Annotated in this window: 15 protein-coding genes; 14 read left to right on the forward strand and 1 reads right to left on the reverse strand. The window is 70.7% G+C overall.

Annotation, left to right across the window (positions count from 1 at the left end; translation table 11 throughout):
* The first annotated feature begins 24 nt into the window (after positions 1–24).
* The 13 genes from ACP4IX_RS11565 (at position 25) to divIVA (ending at position 14,216) form a co-directional block, all read left to right on the forward strand.
* The gene (locus tag ACP4IX_RS11565) at positions 25–1,545 is read left to right on the forward strand and encodes a UDP-N-acetylmuramoyl-L-alanyl-D-glutamate--2,6-diaminopimelate ligase (protein WP_426555484.1); all 1,521 of its coding nucleotides are present in this window, start codon (positions 25–27) and stop codon (positions 1,543–1,545) included.
* Between the two features lie 37 nt (positions 1,546–1,582).
* On the forward strand, positions 1,583–2,998 hold the full coding sequence (locus ACP4IX_RS11570) for a UDP-N-acetylmuramoyl-tripeptide--D-alanyl-D-alanine ligase (RefSeq protein WP_426522930.1): 1,416 nt from the start codon (positions 1,583–1,585) through the stop codon (positions 2,996–2,998).
* Positions 2,998–4,092: a phospho-N-acetylmuramoyl-pentapeptide-transferase gene (gene mraY / locus ACP4IX_RS11575; protein ID WP_426522966.1), complete on the forward strand. Its 1,095-nt coding sequence runs from the start codon at positions 2,998–3,000 to the stop codon at positions 4,090–4,092. Before ACP4IX_RS11570 ends, mraY begins: the two co-directional genes overlap by 1 nt.
* An 11-nt stretch (positions 4,093–4,103) precedes the next feature.
* Positions 4,104–5,519 (forward strand): UDP-N-acetylmuramoyl-L-alanine--D-glutamate ligase, encoded by a 1,416-nt coding sequence (murD, locus tag ACP4IX_RS11580; protein WP_426522965.1) that lies wholly within the window; start codon positions 4,104–4,106, stop codon positions 5,517–5,519.
* A 77-nt stretch (positions 5,520–5,596) separates the two neighbouring features.
* The gene (gene ftsW, locus ACP4IX_RS11585) at positions 5,597–6,967 is read left to right on the forward strand and encodes a putative lipid II flippase FtsW (RefSeq protein ID WP_426555428.1); all 1,371 of its coding nucleotides are present in this window, start codon (positions 5,597–5,599) and stop codon (positions 6,965–6,967) included.
* Between the two features lie 6 nt (positions 6,968–6,973).
* The gene (murG, locus tag ACP4IX_RS11590) at positions 6,974–8,068 is read left to right on the forward strand and encodes an undecaprenyldiphospho-muramoylpentapeptide beta-N-acetylglucosaminyltransferase (RefSeq protein WP_426555429.1); all 1,095 of its coding nucleotides are present in this window, start codon (positions 6,974–6,976) and stop codon (positions 8,066–8,068) included.
* A 25-nt stretch (positions 8,069–8,093) separates the two neighbouring features.
* Positions 8,094–8,888 (forward strand): cell division protein FtsQ, encoded by a 795-nt coding sequence (gene ftsQ / locus ACP4IX_RS11595; RefSeq protein WP_426555430.1) that lies wholly within the window; start codon positions 8,094–8,096, stop codon positions 8,886–8,888.
* A gap of 288 nt (positions 8,889–9,176) precedes the next feature.
* Positions 9,177–10,379 (forward strand): cell division protein FtsZ, encoded by a 1,203-nt coding sequence (gene ftsZ, locus ACP4IX_RS11600; RefSeq protein ID WP_426522926.1) that lies wholly within the window; start codon positions 9,177–9,179, stop codon positions 10,377–10,379.
* Complete coding sequence (gene pgeF / locus ACP4IX_RS11605) at positions 10,376–11,104, forward strand: peptidoglycan editing factor PgeF (RefSeq protein WP_426555431.1); 729 nt, start codon at positions 10,376–10,378, stop codon at positions 11,102–11,104. The genes ftsZ and pgeF overlap by 4 nt, the downstream gene beginning before the upstream one ends.
* A 6-nt stretch (positions 11,105–11,110) precedes the next feature.
* Entirely contained in the window at positions 11,111–11,830 is a 720-nt protein-coding gene (locus tag ACP4IX_RS11610; protein WP_426522924.1) for a YggS family pyridoxal phosphate-dependent enzyme, read from the forward strand.
* A 129-nt stretch (positions 11,831–11,959) separates the two neighbouring features.
* A complete protein-coding gene (locus tag ACP4IX_RS11615) occupies positions 11,960–12,601 on the forward strand; it encodes a cell division protein SepF (RefSeq protein WP_426522923.1) in 642 nt (213 codons plus the stop codon).
* Positions 12,602–12,682: 81 nt separating this feature from the next.
* Positions 12,683–12,967 (forward strand): YggT family protein, encoded by a 285-nt coding sequence (locus ACP4IX_RS11620; protein ID WP_007448661.1) that lies wholly within the window; start codon positions 12,683–12,685, stop codon positions 12,965–12,967.
* Between the two features lie 55 nt (positions 12,968–13,022).
* Positions 13,023–14,216, forward strand: coding sequence for an apical growth/hyphal branching protein DivIVA (divIVA, locus tag ACP4IX_RS11625; RefSeq protein ID WP_426522922.1), 1,194 nt, complete (start codon positions 13,023–13,025; stop codon positions 14,214–14,216).
* A 313-nt stretch (positions 14,217–14,529) separates the two neighbouring features.
* Here divIVA and ileS read toward each other — a convergent pair whose 3' ends face one another.
* Entirely contained in the window at positions 14,530–17,676 is a 3,147-nt protein-coding gene (gene ileS / locus ACP4IX_RS11630; RefSeq protein ID WP_426555432.1) for an isoleucine--tRNA ligase, read from the reverse strand.
* A 606-nt stretch (positions 17,677–18,282) separates the two neighbouring features.
* On the opposite strand from ileS, the gene ACP4IX_RS11635 reads away from it, so the two are divergent.
* On the forward strand, positions 18,283–19,038 hold the full coding sequence (locus tag ACP4IX_RS11635) for a TraR/DksA family transcriptional regulator (protein WP_426555433.1): 756 nt from the start codon (positions 18,283–18,285) through the stop codon (positions 19,036–19,038).
* The last annotated feature ends 35 nt before the right edge of the window (positions 19,039–19,073 follow it).

A 19,073-nucleotide genomic window follows, 5' to 3' on the forward strand; every position in this document is an offset into this window, starting at 1 on the left:
CGAACCACCCAGAAGGGCCACCCCGTGACCTACCCGGGACCGCCCAGGCCGGTGCGGATCTCCGCCACACCCCTCGCGGAACTCGCCGGTCAGCTGGGTGCCACCGCGCCGGACAGCACCGCCCGGGTCACGGGCATCACCCATGACTCGCGCGCCGTCCGCCCCGGTGACCTGTACGCCGCCCTCCCCGGAGCCCGTCTCCACGGCGCCGACTTCGCCACCCAGGCCGCCGGCCTCGGCGCCGTCGCCGTGCTGACCGACCCGGCCGGCGCGGAACGCGTCGCCGCCACCGGACTGCCGGCGCTCGTCGTCGACGACCCGCGCGCGCGGATGGGCGAACTGGCGGCCACGATCTACGGCCACCCCGGCCGCGATCTCCTCCAGATCGGCATCACCGGCACCTCCGGCAAGACCACCACCGCCTACCTCGTCGAGGGCGGCCTGCGCACGGCGAAGTCCACCGGGCTCATCGGCACGGTCGAGATGCGCATCGGCGACGAGCGCATCAAGTCCGAGCGCACCACGCCCGAGGCCACCGACCTCCAGGCGCTGTTCGCGGTGATGCGCGAGCGCGGCACCGAGGCGGTCGCCATGGAAGTCTCCAGCCACGCCCTGGTGCTCGGCCGGGTCGACGCCTGCGTCTTCGACATCGCGGTCTTCACCAACCTCAGCCCGGAGCACATGGAGTTCCACTCCGGCATGGAGGACTACTTCCAGGCCAAGGCGCAGCTCTTCACGCCGGAACGCAGCAGGCTCGGCGTCGTCAACGTCGACGACGAGTACGGGCGCCGCCTCGCGAACGAGGCCACCGTCCCGGTCGTCACCTACTCCGCCGAGGGCCACCCCGACGCCGACTGGCGTGCCGACCAGGTCGAGGTCGGCCCGCTGGACTCGACGTTCACCGTGCTCGGCCCGAAGGGCGAGCGGATCGCCGCCACGTCGCCGCTGGCCGGTCCGTTCAACGTGGCGAACACCCTCGCCGCGATCGTCGCCCTCGCCGCCGCCGGCCTCGACCCGCAGGCCGCCGCCGACGGCATCGCCGCGGTGCCGGGCGTGCCCGGCCGCCTGGAGCGCGTGGACGAGGGGCAGCCCTACTTCGCGGTGGTCGACTACGCCCACAAGACGGACGCCGTCGAATCCGTCCTGAAAGCGCTGCGCAAGGTCACCGAGGGCAAGCTGCACGCCGTGCTCGGCTGCGGCGGCGACCGGGACACCACCAAGCGGGAGCCGATGGGCGCCGCCGTGGCCCGGTTCGCCGACACCGCCGTACTGACCTCCGACAACCCCCGCTCCGAGGACCCCCTCGCGATCCTGGCCACCATGCTCCAGGGCGCGGCGTCCGTACCCGCGTACGAGCGCGGCGAGGTGCAGGTCTTCGAGGACCGGGCCGCCGCGATCGCCGCGGCCGTCGCCCGGGCCGAGCCCGGCGACACCGTGCTGGTGGCGGGCAAGGGACACGAGCAGGGCCAGGACATCGCCGGGGTGGTCCGTCCCTTCGACGACCGCCAGGTGCTTCGCGAAGCCATTCAGAAGACCCAGGGATGAGATCCCGAATGATCCAGATGATCCAGGGGATGAACTTGTGATCGCCCTCTCTCTCGCCGAGATCGCAGAAGTCGTCGGCGGGCAGATGCATGACATACCGGACGCGTCCGCGCAGGTCACCGGTCCGGTCGTCCGGGACTCCCGGGAAGCGGGGCCCGGCTGCCTCTTCGTCGCCTTCGTCGGCGAGCGGGTGGACGGCCACGACTTCGCGTCGGCGGTCGTCGCGGCGGGCGCGGTGGCCGTGCTCGGCTCCCGCCCCGTCGGCGTGCCCGCGATCGTCGTGGACGACGTCCAGGCGGCCCTCGGCGCCCTCGCCCGGCACGTCGTGCGGCGCCTCGGCGCCACCCTCGTCGCCCTCACCGGGTCCGCCGGCAAGACCAGCACCAAGGACCTCATCGCCCAGGTGCTGCGCCGCAAGGCACCCACGGTGTTCACGCCGGGCTCCCTCAACAACGAGATCGGGCTGCCGCTCACCGCGCTCACCGCCACCGAGGAGACGAGGTTCCTCGTCCTGGAGATGGGCGCCCGCGGCATCGGCCACATCCGCTACCTCGCCGAACTGACCCCGCCGAAGGTCGGTCTCGTCCTCAATGTCGGCTCCGCGCACATCGGCGAGTTCGGCGGCCGGGAGCAGATCGCCCAGGCCAAGGGCGAACTCGTCGAGGCGCTGCCGCCGGCCGAGGAGGGCGGCACCGCGATCCTCAACGCGGACGACCCGCTCGTACGGGCCATGGCCTCCCGAACGAAGGCGAAGGTGGTTCTTTTCGGAGAGTCCGACGAAGCGGACGTCTCCGCCGAGAATGTGCGACTCACGGACAGCGGACAGCCTGCCTTCAGGCTTCACACACCCTCCGGTGCAAGCGATGTGACCATGCGCCTGTACGGTGAGCACCACGTGTCGAACGCGCTCGCCGCGGCCGCCGTCGCCCACGAGTTGGGCATGTCCGCAGACGAGATCGCCACCGCGCTCTCCGAGGCGGGCTCCCTCTCCCGCTGGCGGATGGAGGTCACCGAGCGCCCGGACGGCGTGACGGTCGTCAACGACGCCTACAACGCGAACCCCGAGTCCATGCGAGCCGCCCTGCGCGCGCTCGTGGCGATGGGCAAGGGACGCCGTACGTGGGCGGTGCTCGGTCGGATGGCCGAGCTCGGGGACGAGGCGCTCGCCGAGCACGACGCGGTCGGGCGGCTCGCCGTCCGGCTCAACGTCAGCAAGCTCGTCGCGGTCGGGGGCAGGGAAGCCCGATGGCTGCAACTGGGCGCATACAACGAGGGTTCGTGGGGTGAGGAGTCGGTGCACGTGTCCGACGCACAGGCGGCGGTCGACCTGTTGCGCAGCGAGTTGCGCCCAGGGGACGTCGTGCTCGTGAAGGCGTCCCGTTCGGTGGGTCTGGAGAGCGTCGCCGCGGCGCTGCTGGAGACCGGCGCCGAGGGTGAGGTTGCCGCCCGATGATGAAGCAGATCCTGTTCGCAGGAGTCATCGGCCTGTTCCTGACGCTGGTCGGCACGCCGCTGCTGATCAAGCTCCTGGCCCGCAAGGGCTACGGCCAGTACATCCGCGACGACGGCCCGCGCGAGCACGCCAGCAAGCGCGGTACGCCGACCATGGGTGGCATCGCCTTCATCTTCGCGACGGTCGCCGCGTACTTCCTCGCCAAGGTGATCACCGGCTACCTGGAAGAGCCCGAGGTCGACACCGCGCCGACCTTCTCGGGTCTGCTGGTGCTCGGCCTGATGGTGGGCATGGGCCTGGTCGGCTTCCTCGACGACTACATCAAGATCGTCAAACGGCGTTCGCTGGGCCTTCGGGCCAAGGCGAAGATGGCCGGCCAGCTGATCGTCGGCATCGCCTTCGCCGTGCTCTCGCTGCAGTTCGCGGACAACCGCGGCAACACCCCGGCGTCCACCAAGCTGTCGTTCATCACCGACTTCGGCTGGTCGATCGGCCCGGTGCTGTTCGTCATCTGGGCGCTGTTCATGATCCTCGCCATGTCGAACGGCGTGAACCTCACCGACGGTCTGGACGGTCTGGCCACCGGCGCCTCCGTCCTGGTCTTCGGCGCCTACACCTTCATCGGCGTCTGGCAGTTCCAGGAGTCCTGCGCCAACGCGCTGACCCTGACCAACCCGGGCGCCTGCTACGAGGTGAGGGACCCCCTCGACCTCGCGGTGGTCGCGTCCGCGCTGATGGGCTCCTGCCTCGGCTTCCTGTGGTGGAACACCTCGCCGGCCAAGATCTTCATGGGCGACACCGGTTCGCTCGCACTCGGCGGTGTGCTCGCGGGTCTGGCGATCTGCTCGCGCACCGAACTGCTGATGGCCATCCTCGGCGGCCTGTTCGTGCTGATCACGATGTCGGTGGTCATCCAGGTCGGATCCTTCCGCCTCACCGGCAAGCGGGTCTTCCGGATGGCGCCACTCCAGCACCACTTCGAACTCAAAGGCTGGTCCGAGGTCCTTGTCGTGGTCCGTTTCTGGATCATCCAGGGCATCTGCGTGATCGTCGGACTGGGCCTCTTCTACGCGGGATGGGCAGCGGACAAGTGACCTCCTCCTCGGTGCCTTTCGACTTCCAGGGCAAGCACGTCACCGTCGCCGGACTCGGCGTCTCCGGAGTCCCGGCGGCCAGGGTCCTGCACGGCCTGGGCGCGCGGGTCACCGTCGTCAACGACGGCGACGACGAGCGCGCGCGGGCGCAGGCGGCCGAGCTGGAAGCGCTCGGCGTCACCGTGCGCCTCGGCGACGGCGCGACCCTGCCGGAGGGCACCGAGCTGATCGTCACCGCGCCCGGCTGGAAGCCGGACAAGCCGCTGTTCACGGCGGCGCGCGAAGCCGGCGTCCCGGTCTGGGGCGACGTCGAACTGGCCTGGCGCCTGCGCGGCCCCGGCGCCGCGCCGTGGCTGGCCGTCACCGGCACCAACGGCAAGACCACCACCGTCCAGATGCTGGCGTCGATCCTGAAGGCCGCGGGCCTGCGCACCGCGGCCGTCGGCAACATCGGCGTCTCGCTGCTGGACGCGGTCACCGGCGAAGAGGACTACGACGTACTGGCCGTGGAGCTGTCCAGCTACCAGCTCCACTGGGCGCCCTCCCTGCGCGCCCACTCGGCCGCCGTCCTCAACCTCGCCCCCGACCACCTCGACTGGCACGGCTCCATGGAGGCCTACGCCGCCGACAAGGGCCGTATCTACGAGGGCAACCAGGTCGCCTGCGTCTACAACGCGGACGCCACCGGCAAGCCGTCCACCGAGGACCTGGTCCGCGAGGCCGACGTCGAGGAGGGCTGCCGGGCCGTCGGCTTCACCCTGGGCACCCCCGGCCCCTCCCAACTCGGCGTCGTGGAGGGCATCCTGGTCGACCGCGCCTTCGTCGAGAACCGGCAGAAGAACGCCCAGGAACTCGCCGAGGTCTCCGACGTCGACCCGCCCGCCCCGCACAACATCGCCAACGCCCTCGCCGCGGCGGCCCTCGCCCGTGCCTACGGCGTGCCCGCCGCCGCCGTGCGGGACGGGCTGCGTGCCTTCACACCCGACGCCCACCGCATCGCGCACGTGGCCGACGTCGACGGCGTGGCGTACGTGGACGACTCCAAGGCCACCAACACCCACGCCACCGAGGCCTCTTTGGCGGCGTACGACTCGATCGTCTGGATCGCCGGCGGGCTCGCCAAGGGCGCGACCTTCGACGAGCTGGTCACCGGGGCGGCCGAGCGGCTGCGCGGGGCGGTGCTGATCGGTGCCGACCGCGCCCTGATCCGCGAAGCCCTGGCGCGACACGCCCCCGAGGTACCCGTGGTCGACCTCGACCGGACCGACACTGGGGCGATGCTCCAGGCCGTTCAGGAGGCCCAGCGGCTCGCCCGGCCCGGCGACACGGTCCTGCTGGCCCCGGCCTGTGCCTCCATGGACATGTTCACCAATTACAACAAGCGCGGCGACGCGTTCGCGGAGGCCGTTCGCGAACTCGGCGCCTGACCCGGCAGCCTCCTGCGCCGGGCGACTTCGGGAGGACGTGTTGGGACGGTCCATGCCGACGTACAGCGGAGGCCCGCATGCCGGGTAGTCCCCAGAGCCGTACCGGGCATCCGCCCGTACAGCGGACCGTCAAGCGACCCGCCGCGCCGGGCCCGCGGCACGAGAACCCCGCGCTCCGCCTCTACCACCGCCTCCGCCGTGCCTGGGACCGGCCGCTGACCGCTTACTACCTGATCTCCGGCGGCAGTGCGCTGATCACCGTGCTCGGTCTGGTGATGGTCTACTCGGCCTCCCAGATCACCGCGCTCCAGCTGTCGCTGCCGGGGTCGTACTTCTTCCGCAAGCAGGCCCTGGCCGCGCTGATCGGTGCCGGGCTGCTGGTGGCCGCCATGAAGATGCCGGTGAAACTGCACCGGGCGCTGGCCTACCCGATCCTCGCCGGTGCCGTCTTCCTGATGATCCTGGTACAGGTGCCGGGGATAGGGGTGGCGGTCAACGGCAACCAGAACTGGATCTCGCTGGGCGGCTCCTTCCAGATCCAGCCCAGCGAGTTCGGCAAGCTGGCCCTGGTGCTGTGGGGCGCGGACCTGCTGGCCCGCAAGCAGGACAAGAGGCTGCTGACGCAGTGGAAGCACATGCTGGTGCCGCTGGTGCCGGCCGCGTTCATGCTGCTCGGGCTGATCATGCTCGGCGGCGACATGGGTACGGCGATCATCCTGACGGCGATCCTGTTCGGCCTGCTCTGGCTCGCGGGCGCGCCCACGCGGCTGTTCGCCGGTGTGCTCTCGATCGCCGTGCTGCTCGGCTTCATCCTCATCAAGACCAGCCCCAACCGCATGGCCCGGCTCGGCTGCCTGTTCGCCGCCGATCCGGGTCCGAACGACTCCTGTTGGCAGGCCGTGCACGGCATCTACGCCCTCGCCTCGGGCGGACTGTTCGGTTCCGGGCTCGGCGCCAGTGTGGAGAAATGGGGCCAACTGCCCGAGGCGCACACCGACTTCATCTTCGCCGTCACCGGTGAGGAACTGGGCCTGGCGGGGACGCTGTCGGTGCTCGCCCTCTTCGCGGCTCTAGGCTATGCGGGTATCCGCGTGGCCGGACGTACGGAGGACCCCTTCGTGAGGTATGCCGCGGGAGGCGTGACCACCTGGATCACGGCGCAGGCCGTGATCAACATCGGTGCGGTCCTCGGGCTGCTGCCGATCGCCGGTGTCCCCCTCCCGCTGTTCTCCTACGGGGGTTCCGCCCTGCTGCCGACCATGTTCGCCATCGGACTGCTGATCGCCTTCGCGCGCGACGAGCCCGGTGCGCGGGCGGCGCTTGCGCTGCGGCAACCTCGCTTTGGTAGAAAGCGGGGGGCCGGGGGTGCCGGCTCCAAGCGGAGCCCCCGGAGTTGGAACACGATGCGACGGCGCGCCTCAGCGGCGCGCTCGTCCGGAGAGCGGTGAATTTCGGTGCATGTCGTACTCGCCGGCGGAGGAACCGCGGGCCACATCGAGCCCGCGCTCGCCCTCGCGGACGCACTGCGCAGGCAGGATCCGACCGTGGGGATCACGGCCCTGGGCACGGAACGCGGCCTCGAGACCCGCCTCGTACCCGAGCGCGGGTACGAGCTGGCGCTGATCCCGGCCGTCCCGCTGCCGCGCAAGCCCACCCCCGAACTGATCACCGTCCCGGGCCGGCTGCGCGGCACCATCAAGGCGGCCGAGCAGATCCTGGAACGCACCAGGGCGGACGCCGTGGTCGGCTTCGGCGGCTACGTCGCCCTGCCCGGCTACCTCGCGGCCAAGCGGCTCGGTGTGCCGATCGTCATCCACGAGGCCAACGCCCGCCCGGGCCTGGCCAACAAGATCGGCTCGCGGTACGCCGCGCAGGTCGCCGTCTCCACCCCCGACAGCAAGCTGCGCAACTCCCGCTACATCGGCATCCCGCTGCGCCGCTCCATCGCCACCCTCGACCGGGCCGCCGTGCGCCCCGAGGCCCGGGCGGCGTTCGGGCTCGACCCCAATCTGCCGACGCTGCTGGTCACCGGCGGCTCGCAGGGCGCCCGGCGGCTCAACGAGGTGATCCAGCAGGTCGCCCCCTGGCTCCAGCAGGCGGGCATCCAGATCCTGCACGCGGTCGGCCCGAAGAACGAACTGCCGCAGGTGCACCAGATGCCGGGGATGCCCCCGTACATCCCGGTAAGTTACCTGGACCGGATGGACCTCGCGTACGCCGCGGCCGACATGATGCTGTGCCGTGCGGGCGCGATGACCGTCGCCGAACTCTCCGCCGTCGGGCTCCCGGCCGCCTACGTTCCGCTGCCCATCGGCAACGGCGAACAGCGGCTCAACGCCCAGCCGGTGGTCAAGGCGGGCGGTGGACTGCTGGTGGACGACGCGGAACTGACGCCCGAGTGGCTGCAGCACAACGTCCTGCCCGTGCTGTCCGACCCGCACCGGCTGTACGAGATGTCCCGTGCCGCCGCCGAGTTCGGCCGCCGGGACGCCGACGACCTGCTCGTCGGCATGGTGTACGAGGCGATCGCCGCCCGTGCGCACCGCTAGCCAGGAATGACGGAGGGCAGGGAGCGTGGCCGGACCGACCGCCGCCGAGCGCGGTGTACGCCAGCAGAAGCCGTCCGGCCCGCGCGGGCCGCGGCGGTTCGGCCCGCCCCGTCTTCGTACGATCATCATCCTGGCGGTCGCCCTCGTGCTCGTCGCGAGCGGGACCGTCTGGCTGCTCTACGGCTCGAACTGGACGCGCGTGGACAGCGTGTCGGTCTCGGGGACCCGTGTCCTGACACCCGCCCAGGTGCGTGAGGCCGCCGACGTGCCCGTCGGCGACCCGCTGATCTCCGTCGACACCGGCGAACTCGAGGCGCGGCTGCGGCGGGAATTGCCCCGTATCGACGAGGTCGGCGTGGAACGTTCCTGGCCGCACGGGATCGAACTCAAAGTGACGGAGCGTACCCCGGTCCTGGTTGCTCAAAAGGGCCGAAAGTTCGTGGAAGTGGACGATGAAGGCGTCCGTTTCGCCACGGTCTCCCGGGCGCCGAAAGGCGTTCCCACGCTGAAATTGGAGCCCGCCCGTTCCGGAACGACGGCGGCGAGTCTGCGCCGCTTCGACGAGGACCGTCTGGTGCGTGAAGCGGTGCGGGTGGCCGGCCGTCTTCCGGACGCGGTCGCGAAGGACGCGCGGGTGGTCAAGGTCCGTTCCTACGACGACATCTCGCTGGAGTTGAGTGGCGGCCGGACCGTGGTGTGGGGGAGCGGTGAGCAGGGTGTGCGGAAGGCGCGTGTGCTCACCGCGCTGATGAAAGCGACGCCCGACGCGCGGCACTTCGACGTGAGCGCGCCCACCGCACCGGCGTCATCAGGGAGTTGACGGGTATACGCGCAGGCCAGCACCCTGGTTGGGCAGCGCTACGGCTGATCACATAGGGTGAAAAGAAAAACGGGAGGTTCGGCGTGTTCGTTGAACGTGCGCCACTTGTCGACTTAGTGTCCTGTTCAGAAGACTCCAAGGAACGGACACACTGGTAACCCTAAACTTCAGCGTTAGGGTTCGGGTCGGCGCTACGGACCGTCCCATTCGGCATCAGTCGTCGGGTCGCGGGGGCAGCAGTGCTCCGGCGCATCGACGACACGTAACTCGAGGCGAGAGGCCTTCGACGTGGCAGCACCGCAGAACTACCTCGCAGTCATCAAAGTCATCGGTGTCGGCGGCGGTGGTGTCAATGCCATCAACCGGATGATCGAGGTCGGTCTCAAGGGCGTCGAGTTCATCGCCATCAACACCGACGCGCAAGCTCTGTTGATGAGCGACGCCGACGTCAAGCTCGACGTCGGCCGCGAACTCACCCGCGGACTCGGCGCCGGAGCCAACCCGGCCGTCGGCCGCAAGGCCGCCGAGGACCACCGCGAGGAGATCGAGGAGGTCCTCAAGGGGGCCGACATGGTCTTCGTGACGGCCGGTGAAGGCGGCGGCACCGGCACCGGCGGCGCGCCCGTCGTGGCCAACATCGCCCGCTCGCTGGGCGCCCTCACCATCGGCGTGGTCACCCGCCCGTTCACCTTCGAGGGGCGGCGCCGCGCCAACCAGGCCGAGGACGGCATCGCCGAACTCCGCGAAGAGGTCGACACCCTCATCGTCATCCCCAACGACCGGCTGCTGTCCATCTCGGACCGCCAGGTCAGCGTGCTCGACGCGTTCAAGTCCGCCGACCAGGTGCTGCTGTCCGGTGTGCAGGGCATCACCGACCTCATCACCACGCCGGGCCTCATCAACCTGGACTTCGCCGACGTCAAGTCGGTCATGTCCGAGGCCGGTTCGGCCCTCATGGGCATCGGCTCGGCCCGCGGCGACGACCGCGCGGTGGCCGCGGCCGAGATGGCGATCTCCTCACCGCTGCTCGAAGCCTCCATCGACGGCGCCCGGGGCGTGCTGCTCTCCATCTCCGGCGGCTCCGACCTCGGCCTGTTCGAGATCAACGAGGCCGCCCAGCTGGTCAGCGAGGCCGCCCACCCAGAGGCCAACATCATCTTCGGCGCGGTCATCGACGACGCCCTGGGCGACGAGGTCCGGGTCACCGTGATCGCGGCCGGCTTCGACGGGGGCCAGCCGCCGTCCAAGCGGGACAACGTCCTCGGTTCCTCCTCCGCCAAGCGCGAGGAGCCCGCCCCGGTGCGGCAGACCGAGAGCCGTCCGTCCTTCGGGTCGCTCGGCAGCGTCAAGCCGAAGGAGGACCCGGAGCCGGCCCCCGCCCCGGAGCCGGTGAGCGACCTGCCGCCGGTCTCCGCGCCGCCGGTGCCGCCGTCCCGGAGCTACTCGGACAGCGCCGCCGAGGAACTGGACGTGCCGGACTTCCTGAAGTGATAGGACAGCGCGACACCGTGAACGGCGCGCACTTCGGCTTCACCGACCGGTGGGGCGGAGTGAGCGCCGTTCCGTACGAGGAGCTCAATCTCGGCGGCGCGGTCGGCGACGACCCCGGCGCCGTCATGGCCAACCGGGAGCTGGCGGCCGAGTCGCTGGGTGTCGAGGCGGCCCGGGTCGTCTGGATGAACCAGGTGCACGGCGCCGACGTCGCCGTGGTCGACGGGCCCTGGGGGGACGGCCCGGTCGCGCGGGTCGACGCGGTCGTCACCGCCGAACGCGGTCTCGCCCTGGCCGTCCTCACCGCCGACTGCGTGCCCGTCCTGCTGGCCGACCCCGTCGCCGGCGTCGCCGCCGCGGCCCACGCGGGCCGGCCCGGCCTGGTCGCCGGGGTCGTCCCCGCCGCCGTACGGGCCATGACGGAACGCGGCGCCGACCCGGCCCGGATCGTCGCCCGCACCGGGCCCGCCGTGTGCGGCCGGTGCTACGAGGTGCCGGAGCGGATGCGGGCCGAGGTCGCCGAGGCCGAACCGGCGGCGTACGCCGAGACGAGCTGGGGCACACCGGCGGTGGACGTGAGCGCCGGCGTGCACGCACAGCTCGAACGCCTCGGGGTGTGCGACCGGGCGCAGTCGCCGGTGTGCACCCTGGAGTCGAAGGACCACTTCTCGTACCGACGCGACCGCACCACCGGGCGGCTCGCGGGCTATGTCTGGCTGGACTGATGGGGCATGACGGACCGTAAGCAGGAACTCGCCGCGAATCTGGCGAAAGTGGAGGAGCGCATCGCCGCCGCGTGCGCGGCCGCGGGGCGCCGCCGCGACGAGGTGACCCTGATCGTGGTCACCAAGACCTACCCGGCGGACGATGTGCGCCTCCTGGCCGGACTCGGCGTCCGCCATGTCGCCGAGAACCGCGACCAGGACGCGGCGCCCAAGGCCGCCGCATGCTCGGATCTGCCGCTTTCGTGGCATTTCGTCGGCCAGTTGCAGACCAACAAAGTGCGCTCCGTGGTCGGTTACGCGGACGTCGTGCAGTCCATCGACCGTGCCAGGCTCGTCACGGCTCTGTCGAGGGAGGCCGTGCGGGCCGGGCGCGAGGTGGGCTGCCTCCTCCAGGTCGCGCTCGACGCGGGGGAGAGCGGGACGGGCGGGCGCGGCGGGGTCCCGCCCGCGGGAATCGAAGAGTTGGCCGACCTGGTCGCCCGGTCCGAGGGGCTGCGGCTCGACGGGCTGATGACCGTGGCCCCGCTGACCGGCGAGTATGCGGGGCGCCAACAGGCGGCGTTCGAGCGCCTCATGGATTTGTCGACCTACGTGCGCCGAACCCATCCGGCTGCGAACATGGTCTCCGCGGGAATGAGTGCGGACCTCGAGCAGGCCGTGGCCGCCGGAGCGACACATGTGCGCGTCGGCAGTGCGGTACTCGGAGTCCGCCCGAGGCTCGGGTAACGTCGCCAAGAAGTCGGACCACAGCAGAAAATATGGTCATTACCGCCGAAAGGCGGAAGTAACGACCTCGTGGATCGCGGGCATTTGGCAGTCGTCAGCCGATCCACCACAGAGCGGAGGACTCAGAGCATGGCCGGCGCGATGCGCAAGATGGCGGTCTACCTCGGCCTCGTGGAGGACGATGGGTACGACGGCCGGGGGTTCGACCCCGACGACGACTTCGAACCGGAACTGGACCCGGAGCCCGAGCGGGACCACCGGCGGCACGAACCGGCGCACCAGCCGCTCGGTTCACATCAGCCCCTAAGGGACGAAGAGGTACGAGTCGTACAACCGCCCGCACAGCGTGAGCCGGTGCCCCGTGCCACTTCGCTCGCGGCGGAATCGGGGCGCCCGGCGCGTATCGCGCCCGTGGCATCCATCACACAAGAACGCGCAAGCCTGGAAAAGAGCGCACCGGTCATCATGCCCAAGGTCGTGTCCGAACGAGAGCCCTACCGGATCACCACACTTCACCCCCGGACCTACAACGAGGCCCGTACCATCGGGGAACACTTCCGTGAGGGCACGCCGGTGATCATGAATCTCACTGAGATGGATGACACAGATGCGAAGCGACTTGTCGACTTTGCGGCCGGTTTGGTGTTTGGTCTTCACGGCAGTATCGAGCGGGTGACGCAGAAGGTGTTCCTGCTGTCTCCTGCTAACGTCGATGTCACGGCGGAGGACAAGGCCCGCATCGCAGAGGGCGGGTTCTTCAACCAGAGCTGAGACGCACCACCGGTACAGAGCAAGAACGCGGATCCGACAACGGGTCCGAGAGATGGTTCAGGGGAGAGGGAAGCACAGGTCATGAGCGTGGTCCTGGATGTCGTCTACATCGCGCTGATGTGCTTCCTCATCGTGCTCATCTTCCGGTTGGTCATGGACTACGTCTTCCAGTTCGCCCGCTCGTGGCAACCCGGCAAGGCGATGGTGGTCGTTCTGGAGGCCACCTACACCGTCACAGATCCACCGTTGAAGCTTCTGCGGCGGTTCATCCCGCCGCTGCGTCTCGGGGGCGTGGCGCTCGACCTGTCCTTCTTCGTACTGATGATCATCGTCTACATCCTGATCTCGATCGTGAGCCGGCTGTGATCGATGAGAGAGATACGGGCTTGCCGAATGCCGACGACAACGTTGAGGTGAAGAGATGCCGTTGACCCCCGAGGACGTGCGGAACAAGCAGTTCACGACCGTCCGCCTCCGAGAAGGCTATGACGAGGACGAGGTCGATGCCTTCCTCGACGAGGTCGAAGCCGAACTGACCCGACTGCTCCGCGAGAACGAGGACCTGCGCGCCAAACTGGCCGCGGCGACGCGCGCGGCTGCGCAGAACCAGCAGAACATGCGCAAGCCCCCGGAGTCGCCGCAGGATCAGCAGCAGCACCAGCAGCAGCAGGGCCCGCCGCAGCAGGGCGGCATGCCCCAGCAGGGCATGCGAGGTCCCGGCGCTCCGGTGCCCGCCGGCATATCGGGCCCGCCGCAGCAGCAGATGGGTGGCCCCATGGGTGGTCCGCCCCAGCTGCCGAGCGGTGCCCCGCAGCTGCCCGCCGGCCCCGGCGGACAGGGTGGCCCGCAGGGTCCCGGCCCGATGGGCCAGGGTCCGGGGCCGATGGGCCAGGGCGGCCCCGGTCCGATGCAGGGCCAGATGGGCCCCGGCCCGATGGGCGGCCCCATGGGCGGCCCGCAGGGGCACGGCGGCCCCGGTGGTCCCGGTGGCATGCCCGGTCAGGGCGGCCCCGGTGGCGACAGCGCCGCCCGTGTCCTGTCGCTGGCCCAGCAGACCGCCGACCAGGCGATCGCCGAGGCCCGTTCCGAGGCCAACAAGATCGTCGGCGAGGCGCGTTCGCGTGCCGAGGGCCTGGAGCGGGACGCCCGTGCCAAGGCCGACGCCCTGGAGCGGGACGCGCAGGAGAAGCACCGCGTCGCGATGGGCTCCCTGGAGTCCGCACGCGCCACGCTGGAGCGCAAGGTCGAGGACCTGCGCGGCTTCGAGCGCGAGTACCGGACGCGGCTGAAGTCGTACCTGGAGTCGCAGCTGCGTCAGCTGGAGACCCAGGCGGACGACTCGCTCGCCCCGCCGCGTACGCCCGCGACGGCCTCTCTGCCGCCGTCCCCGGCGCCTTCCATGGCACCGGCCGGCGCGAGTGCCCCGTCGTACGGCGGCGGCAACCAGTCGATGGGCAACGGGCCGAGCCAGAACGGGCCGTCCTACGGCGGTCAGCAGCAGATGTCGCCGGCGATGACCCAGCCGATGGCTCCGGTGCGGCCGCAGGGCCCGTCGCCGATGGGGCAGGCGCCGTCGCCGATGCGAGGGTTCCTCATCGACGAGGACGACAACTGACGGGTTGACGAACGGTAGTACGGCGTAGCCGTCGGCAGCGTTCAGGGCGGGCCCCGGGTTTCTGACCCGGGGCCCGCCCTTGTCGTGTGCGCGGTGCGGGGTGTCGGTGTGGGTCCGGGACCCACCGCCCGCCCGTGCCGGCCTGGGACACGGCCCAGGCCGTTCACCAGGCCGGTTCAGGCTCTGAGGGAGGGCACGACGGTCCGCGGCTGCGCGAGTACGGCAGAAGGGCCCGGCCGCCTTCCGGGATGCTGGTGGTCGACCAACAGCATCCCTTCCGGTGACCGGGCCCTTCTGCCGTACTCCCCGGGGATTACTGCTTGCGCAGCCGGAACGTCAGGGACAGGCCCTCGTCCGTGAACGGCTGCCCGTACGTGTCGTCCGCCTCGCCCTGTGCGAAGTCCGTGGCGAGGACCTCGTCGGAGATCAGGCCCGAGTGGCCGGTCAGGGCGGCGATCGTCGCCGGGTCCGTGGCCGTCCAGCGCAGGGCGATCCGGTCGGCCACGTCGAGGCCGCTGTTCTTGCGGGCCTCCTGGATCAGGCGGATCGCGTCCCGGGCGAGGCCCGCGCGGCGGAGCTCCTCCGTGATCTCCAGGTCGAGCGCCACCGTCGCGCCCGAGTCGGAGGCGACCGACCAGCCCTCGCGCGGCGTCTCCGTGATGATCACCTCGTCGGGGGCGAGGGTGATCGTCTCGCCGTCGACCTCCACCGACGCCGTGCCCTCGCGCAGGGCGACGGAGAGCGCCGCGGCGTCCGCGTGCGCGACGGCCTTCGCGACGTCCTGGACACGCTTGCCGAACCGCTTGCCCAGCGCCCGGAAGTTGGCCTTCGCGGTCGTGTCGACCAGGGAGCCGCCGACCTCGCTCAGCGACGCGAGGGACTCGACGTTCAGCTCCTCCGTGATCTGCGAGTGCAGCTCGGGGGAGAGGGCGTCGAAGCCGGTCACGCCGATCAGCGCGCGGCTGAGCGGCTGGCGGGTCTTGACGCCCGACTCCGCGCGCGTGGCGCGGCCCAGTTCGACCAGGCGGCGGACGAGTGCCATCTGCTTCGACAGCTCCGGGTCGATCGCCGACAGGTCCGCCTCCGGCCAGGAGGACAGGTGCACGGACTCGGGGGCGCCCGGGGTGACCGGCACGACCAGGTCCTGCCAGACCCGCTCGGTGATGAACGGCGTCAGCGGGGCCATCAGCTTGGTGACCGTCTCGACGACCTCGTGCAGGGTGCGCAGCGCCGCCTTGTCGCCCTGCCAGAAGCGGCGGCGGGAGCGGCGGACGTACCAGTTGGACAGGTCGTCGACGAACGCGGACAGCAGCTTGCCGGCGCGCTGGGTGTCGTAGGCGTCCAGTGCCTGTGTGACCTGGTCGGTGAGCGCGTGCAGTTCGGAGAGCAGCCAGCGGTCCAGGACCGGGCGGTCGGCGGGGGCCGGGTCGGCCTCGCTCGGGGCCCAGGCCGAGGTGCGGGCGTACAGGGCCTGGAAGGCGACCGTGTTCCAGTAGGTGAGGAGCGTCTTGCGGACGACCTCCTGGATGGTGCCGTGGCCGACGCGGCGGGCCGCCCACGGGGAGCCGCCGGCCGCCATGAACCAGCGGACGGCGTCGGCGCCGTGCCGGTCCATCAGCGGGATCGGCTCCAGGGTGTTGCCCAGGTGCTTGGACATCTTGCGGCCGTCCTCGGCGAGGATGTGGCCGAGGCAGACGACGTTCTCGTAGGACGACTGGTCGAAGACGAGGGTGCCGACCGCCATCAGCGTGTAGAACCAGCCGCGGGTCTGGTCGATGGCCTCGGAGATGAACTGCGCCGGGTAGCGGCTCTCGAACAGTTCCTTGTTCTTGTGCGGGTAGCCCCACTGCGCGAACGGCATCGAACCCGAGTCGTACCAGGCGTCGATGACCTCCGGCACGCGCACCGCTTCGAGGGAGCAGCCCTCGTGGGCGCAGGTGAAGGTGACGTCGTCGATGTACGGGCGGTGCGGGTCCAGGGCGGACTGGTCGGTACCGGTCAGTTCGGTCAGTTCGGCGCGGGAGCCGACGACCGTGAGGTGGTCGTCCTCGCAGCGCCAGATGGGCAGCGGGGTGCCCCAGTAGCGGTTGCGGGAGAGCGCCCAGTCGATGTTGTTGTCCAGCCAGTCGCCGTACCGGCCGTGCTTGACCGAGTCCGGGAACCAGTTGGTCTTCTCGTTCTCCTGGAGGAGGCGGTCCTTGACGGCGGTGGTGCGGATGTACCAGGACGGCTGCGCGTAGTACAGCAGCGCGGTGTGGCAGCGCCAGCAGTGCGGGTAGCTGTGCTCGTACGGGATGTGCTTGAAGAGCAGGCCCCGGGTGTCCAGGTCCTCCGTCAGCTTCTCGTCGGCCTTCTTGAAGAAGACGCCGCCGACCAGCGGGACGTCCTCCTCGAAGGTGCCGTCCGGGCGGACCGGGTTGACCACCGGCATGCCGTAGGAGCGGCAGACCTTGAGGTCGTCCTCGCCGAAGGCGGGGGACTGGTGGACCAGACCCGTGCCGTCCTCGGTGGTGACGTAGTCGGCGTTGACCACGTAGTGCGCGGGCTCCGGGAACTCCACCAGCTCGAACGGACGCCGGTACGTCCAGCGCTCCATCTCGGCGCCGGTGAAGGACTGCCCGGTGGTCTCCCAGCCCTCGCCGAGGGCCTTGGCGACCAGCGGCTCGGCGACGACGAGCTTCTCCTCGCCGTCGGTCGCGACGACGTAGGTGACCTCGGGGTGCGCGGCGACCGCGGTGTTGGACACCAGGGTCCAGGGGGTGGTCGTCCAGATCAGGAGCGCGGCCTCGCCGGCCAGCGGGCCCGAGGTCAGGGGGAGGCGGACGTAGACGGACGGGTCGACGACCGTCTCGTAGCCCTGCGCCAGCTCGTGGTCGGACAGGCCGGTGCCGCAGCGGGGGCACCAGGGGGCGACGCGGTGGTCCTGGACCAGCAGGCCCTTGTTGAAGATCTCCTTGAGCGACCACCAGACGGACTCGATGTACTCCGGGTCCATCGTGCGGTACGGGTCCTGGAGGTCGGCCCAGTAGCCCATGCGGGTCGTGAGCTCTTCGAACGCGTCGGTGTGGCGGGTCACCGACTCGCGGCACTTGGCGTTGAACTCGGCGATGCCGTACGCCTCGATGTCCTGCTTGCCGGAGAAGCCGAGCTCCTTCTCCACCGCCAGCTCGACCGGCAGGCCGTGGCAGTCCCAGCCGGCCTTGCGGCCCACGTGGTAGCCGCGCATGGTGCGGAAGCGGGGGAAGACGTCCTTGAAGACGCGGGCCTCGATGTGGTGGGCGCCCGGCATGCCGTTGGCGGTGGGCGGGCCCTCGTAGAACACCCACTCGGGGCGGCCCTCGGACTGCTCCAGGCTCTTGGCGAAGATCTTCTGCTCACGCCAGAAGTCGAGCACCGCGTGTTCGAGCGCGGGCAGGTCGACCTGGGCGGGCACCTGGCGGTACTGCGGCTGCGTATTCAACGAGCTTCCTCCGGCGGACGTGCTGCCTTCCGTCGGAGGGACGAGAGCCGTGCTCCCGCGGTACCACCCTCCTTGGCTCCCCGGTGCGTCGTGTGCGCCGGTGAGCCCCCTCATTGGGGTCGCGAGCCGGTTCTACTCGCCGTGACCGTCCCGTCACGGCTTTCTTCCGGCGGCTCCGGGGTGATCTTCACGTCGCGCTCGCCCCCGGGCTCACACCGTCCCCGGGTCGCTCTGGGCTGCGTACGCCGCTACTCGTCCCCATCCACGCCTTTCGCTGCGCCCAGTGTACGGCGCCGCGGGGACGGAGTCGGACCGGTTTCCGGCGCCCGGGGGAGCGGGGGCGCCGCGGGGGGCGCGTACGGCTTCCGTACGGCGGGTCGTGACCCGAATGCCGTCGTCGGGCGCCCGGCTCCCGGGCGCCCCGGCCGGGAGCCGTCCCGGCGGATTACCCGGCGGGGAGCTGGGCACAACGCATGCATGCTCACCGCGCGGCGCGCGGTGGGCGGGCGAATCGGGCGGCGTGCCCCGTTGCCGTGGGACTCGAGTCGATTTATCGTCCCAGCACGATTCGCGTGCAAGATCACAATATGTGAAGGGGCCGCGGCCATGGTGGCGAAGAAGACCGCCGTACAGCAGTCGGAGGCGACTGCGAAGAAGTCCGCTGCCAAGAAGGCGACGGCCGCCGAGAAGACGCCGCCCGGGAAGAAGACCGCCGCTGTGAAGGCCGCTGCCGAGGAGAGCCCGGGGAAGAGGACCGCGGCGAAGCAGCCGGGCGCCGCGAAGAAGACCGCGGCGAAGAAGACCGCGGCGAAGAAGGCCGCGGCGAAGAAGAGCACGGCCAAGAAAGTGGGCGCGGCCGAGGCCGCGGAGCAGACGGGAGCCACGACGGTGGTTGCGAAGAAGACCCCTGGCACGGCCACGGCGGCCAAGTCCGCCGTTCCCAAGGCCCGCGGCGCCGCGGACCCCGGCGACCTCGCCGTACGCCCCGGCGAGGAACCCTGGACCCCGGCGGAGGTCGAGGAGGCGCGCGGGGAGCTGCGGTCCGAGGCCGACCGGCTGCGCACCGAGATCGACTCCTCCGAGCGGTCGCTGCAGGGCATGATGCGGGACTCCGGGGACGGCGCGGGCGACGACGAGGCGGACACCGGCAGCAAGAACATCACGCGCGAACACGAACTGGCGCTGGCCGCCACCGCGCGCGAGGTGCTCACCCAGACCGAGCGCGCCCTGGAACGCCTGGACGCGGGCACCTACGGCCTGTGCGAGAACTGCGGCAACCCCATCGGCAAGGCGCGCATGCAGGCCTTCCCGAGGGCCACCCTGTGCGTCGAGTGCAAGCAGAGGCAGGAGCGCCGCTACTGAGCAGGTACGGGACGGAAGGCGTGCCGTACCCTCGT

Origin of the sequence: Streptomyces sp. WG5, assembly GCF_049974565.1 — a bacterium.
Taxonomy (GTDB): Bacteria; Actinomycetota; Actinomycetes; order Streptomycetales; family Streptomycetaceae; genus Streptomyces.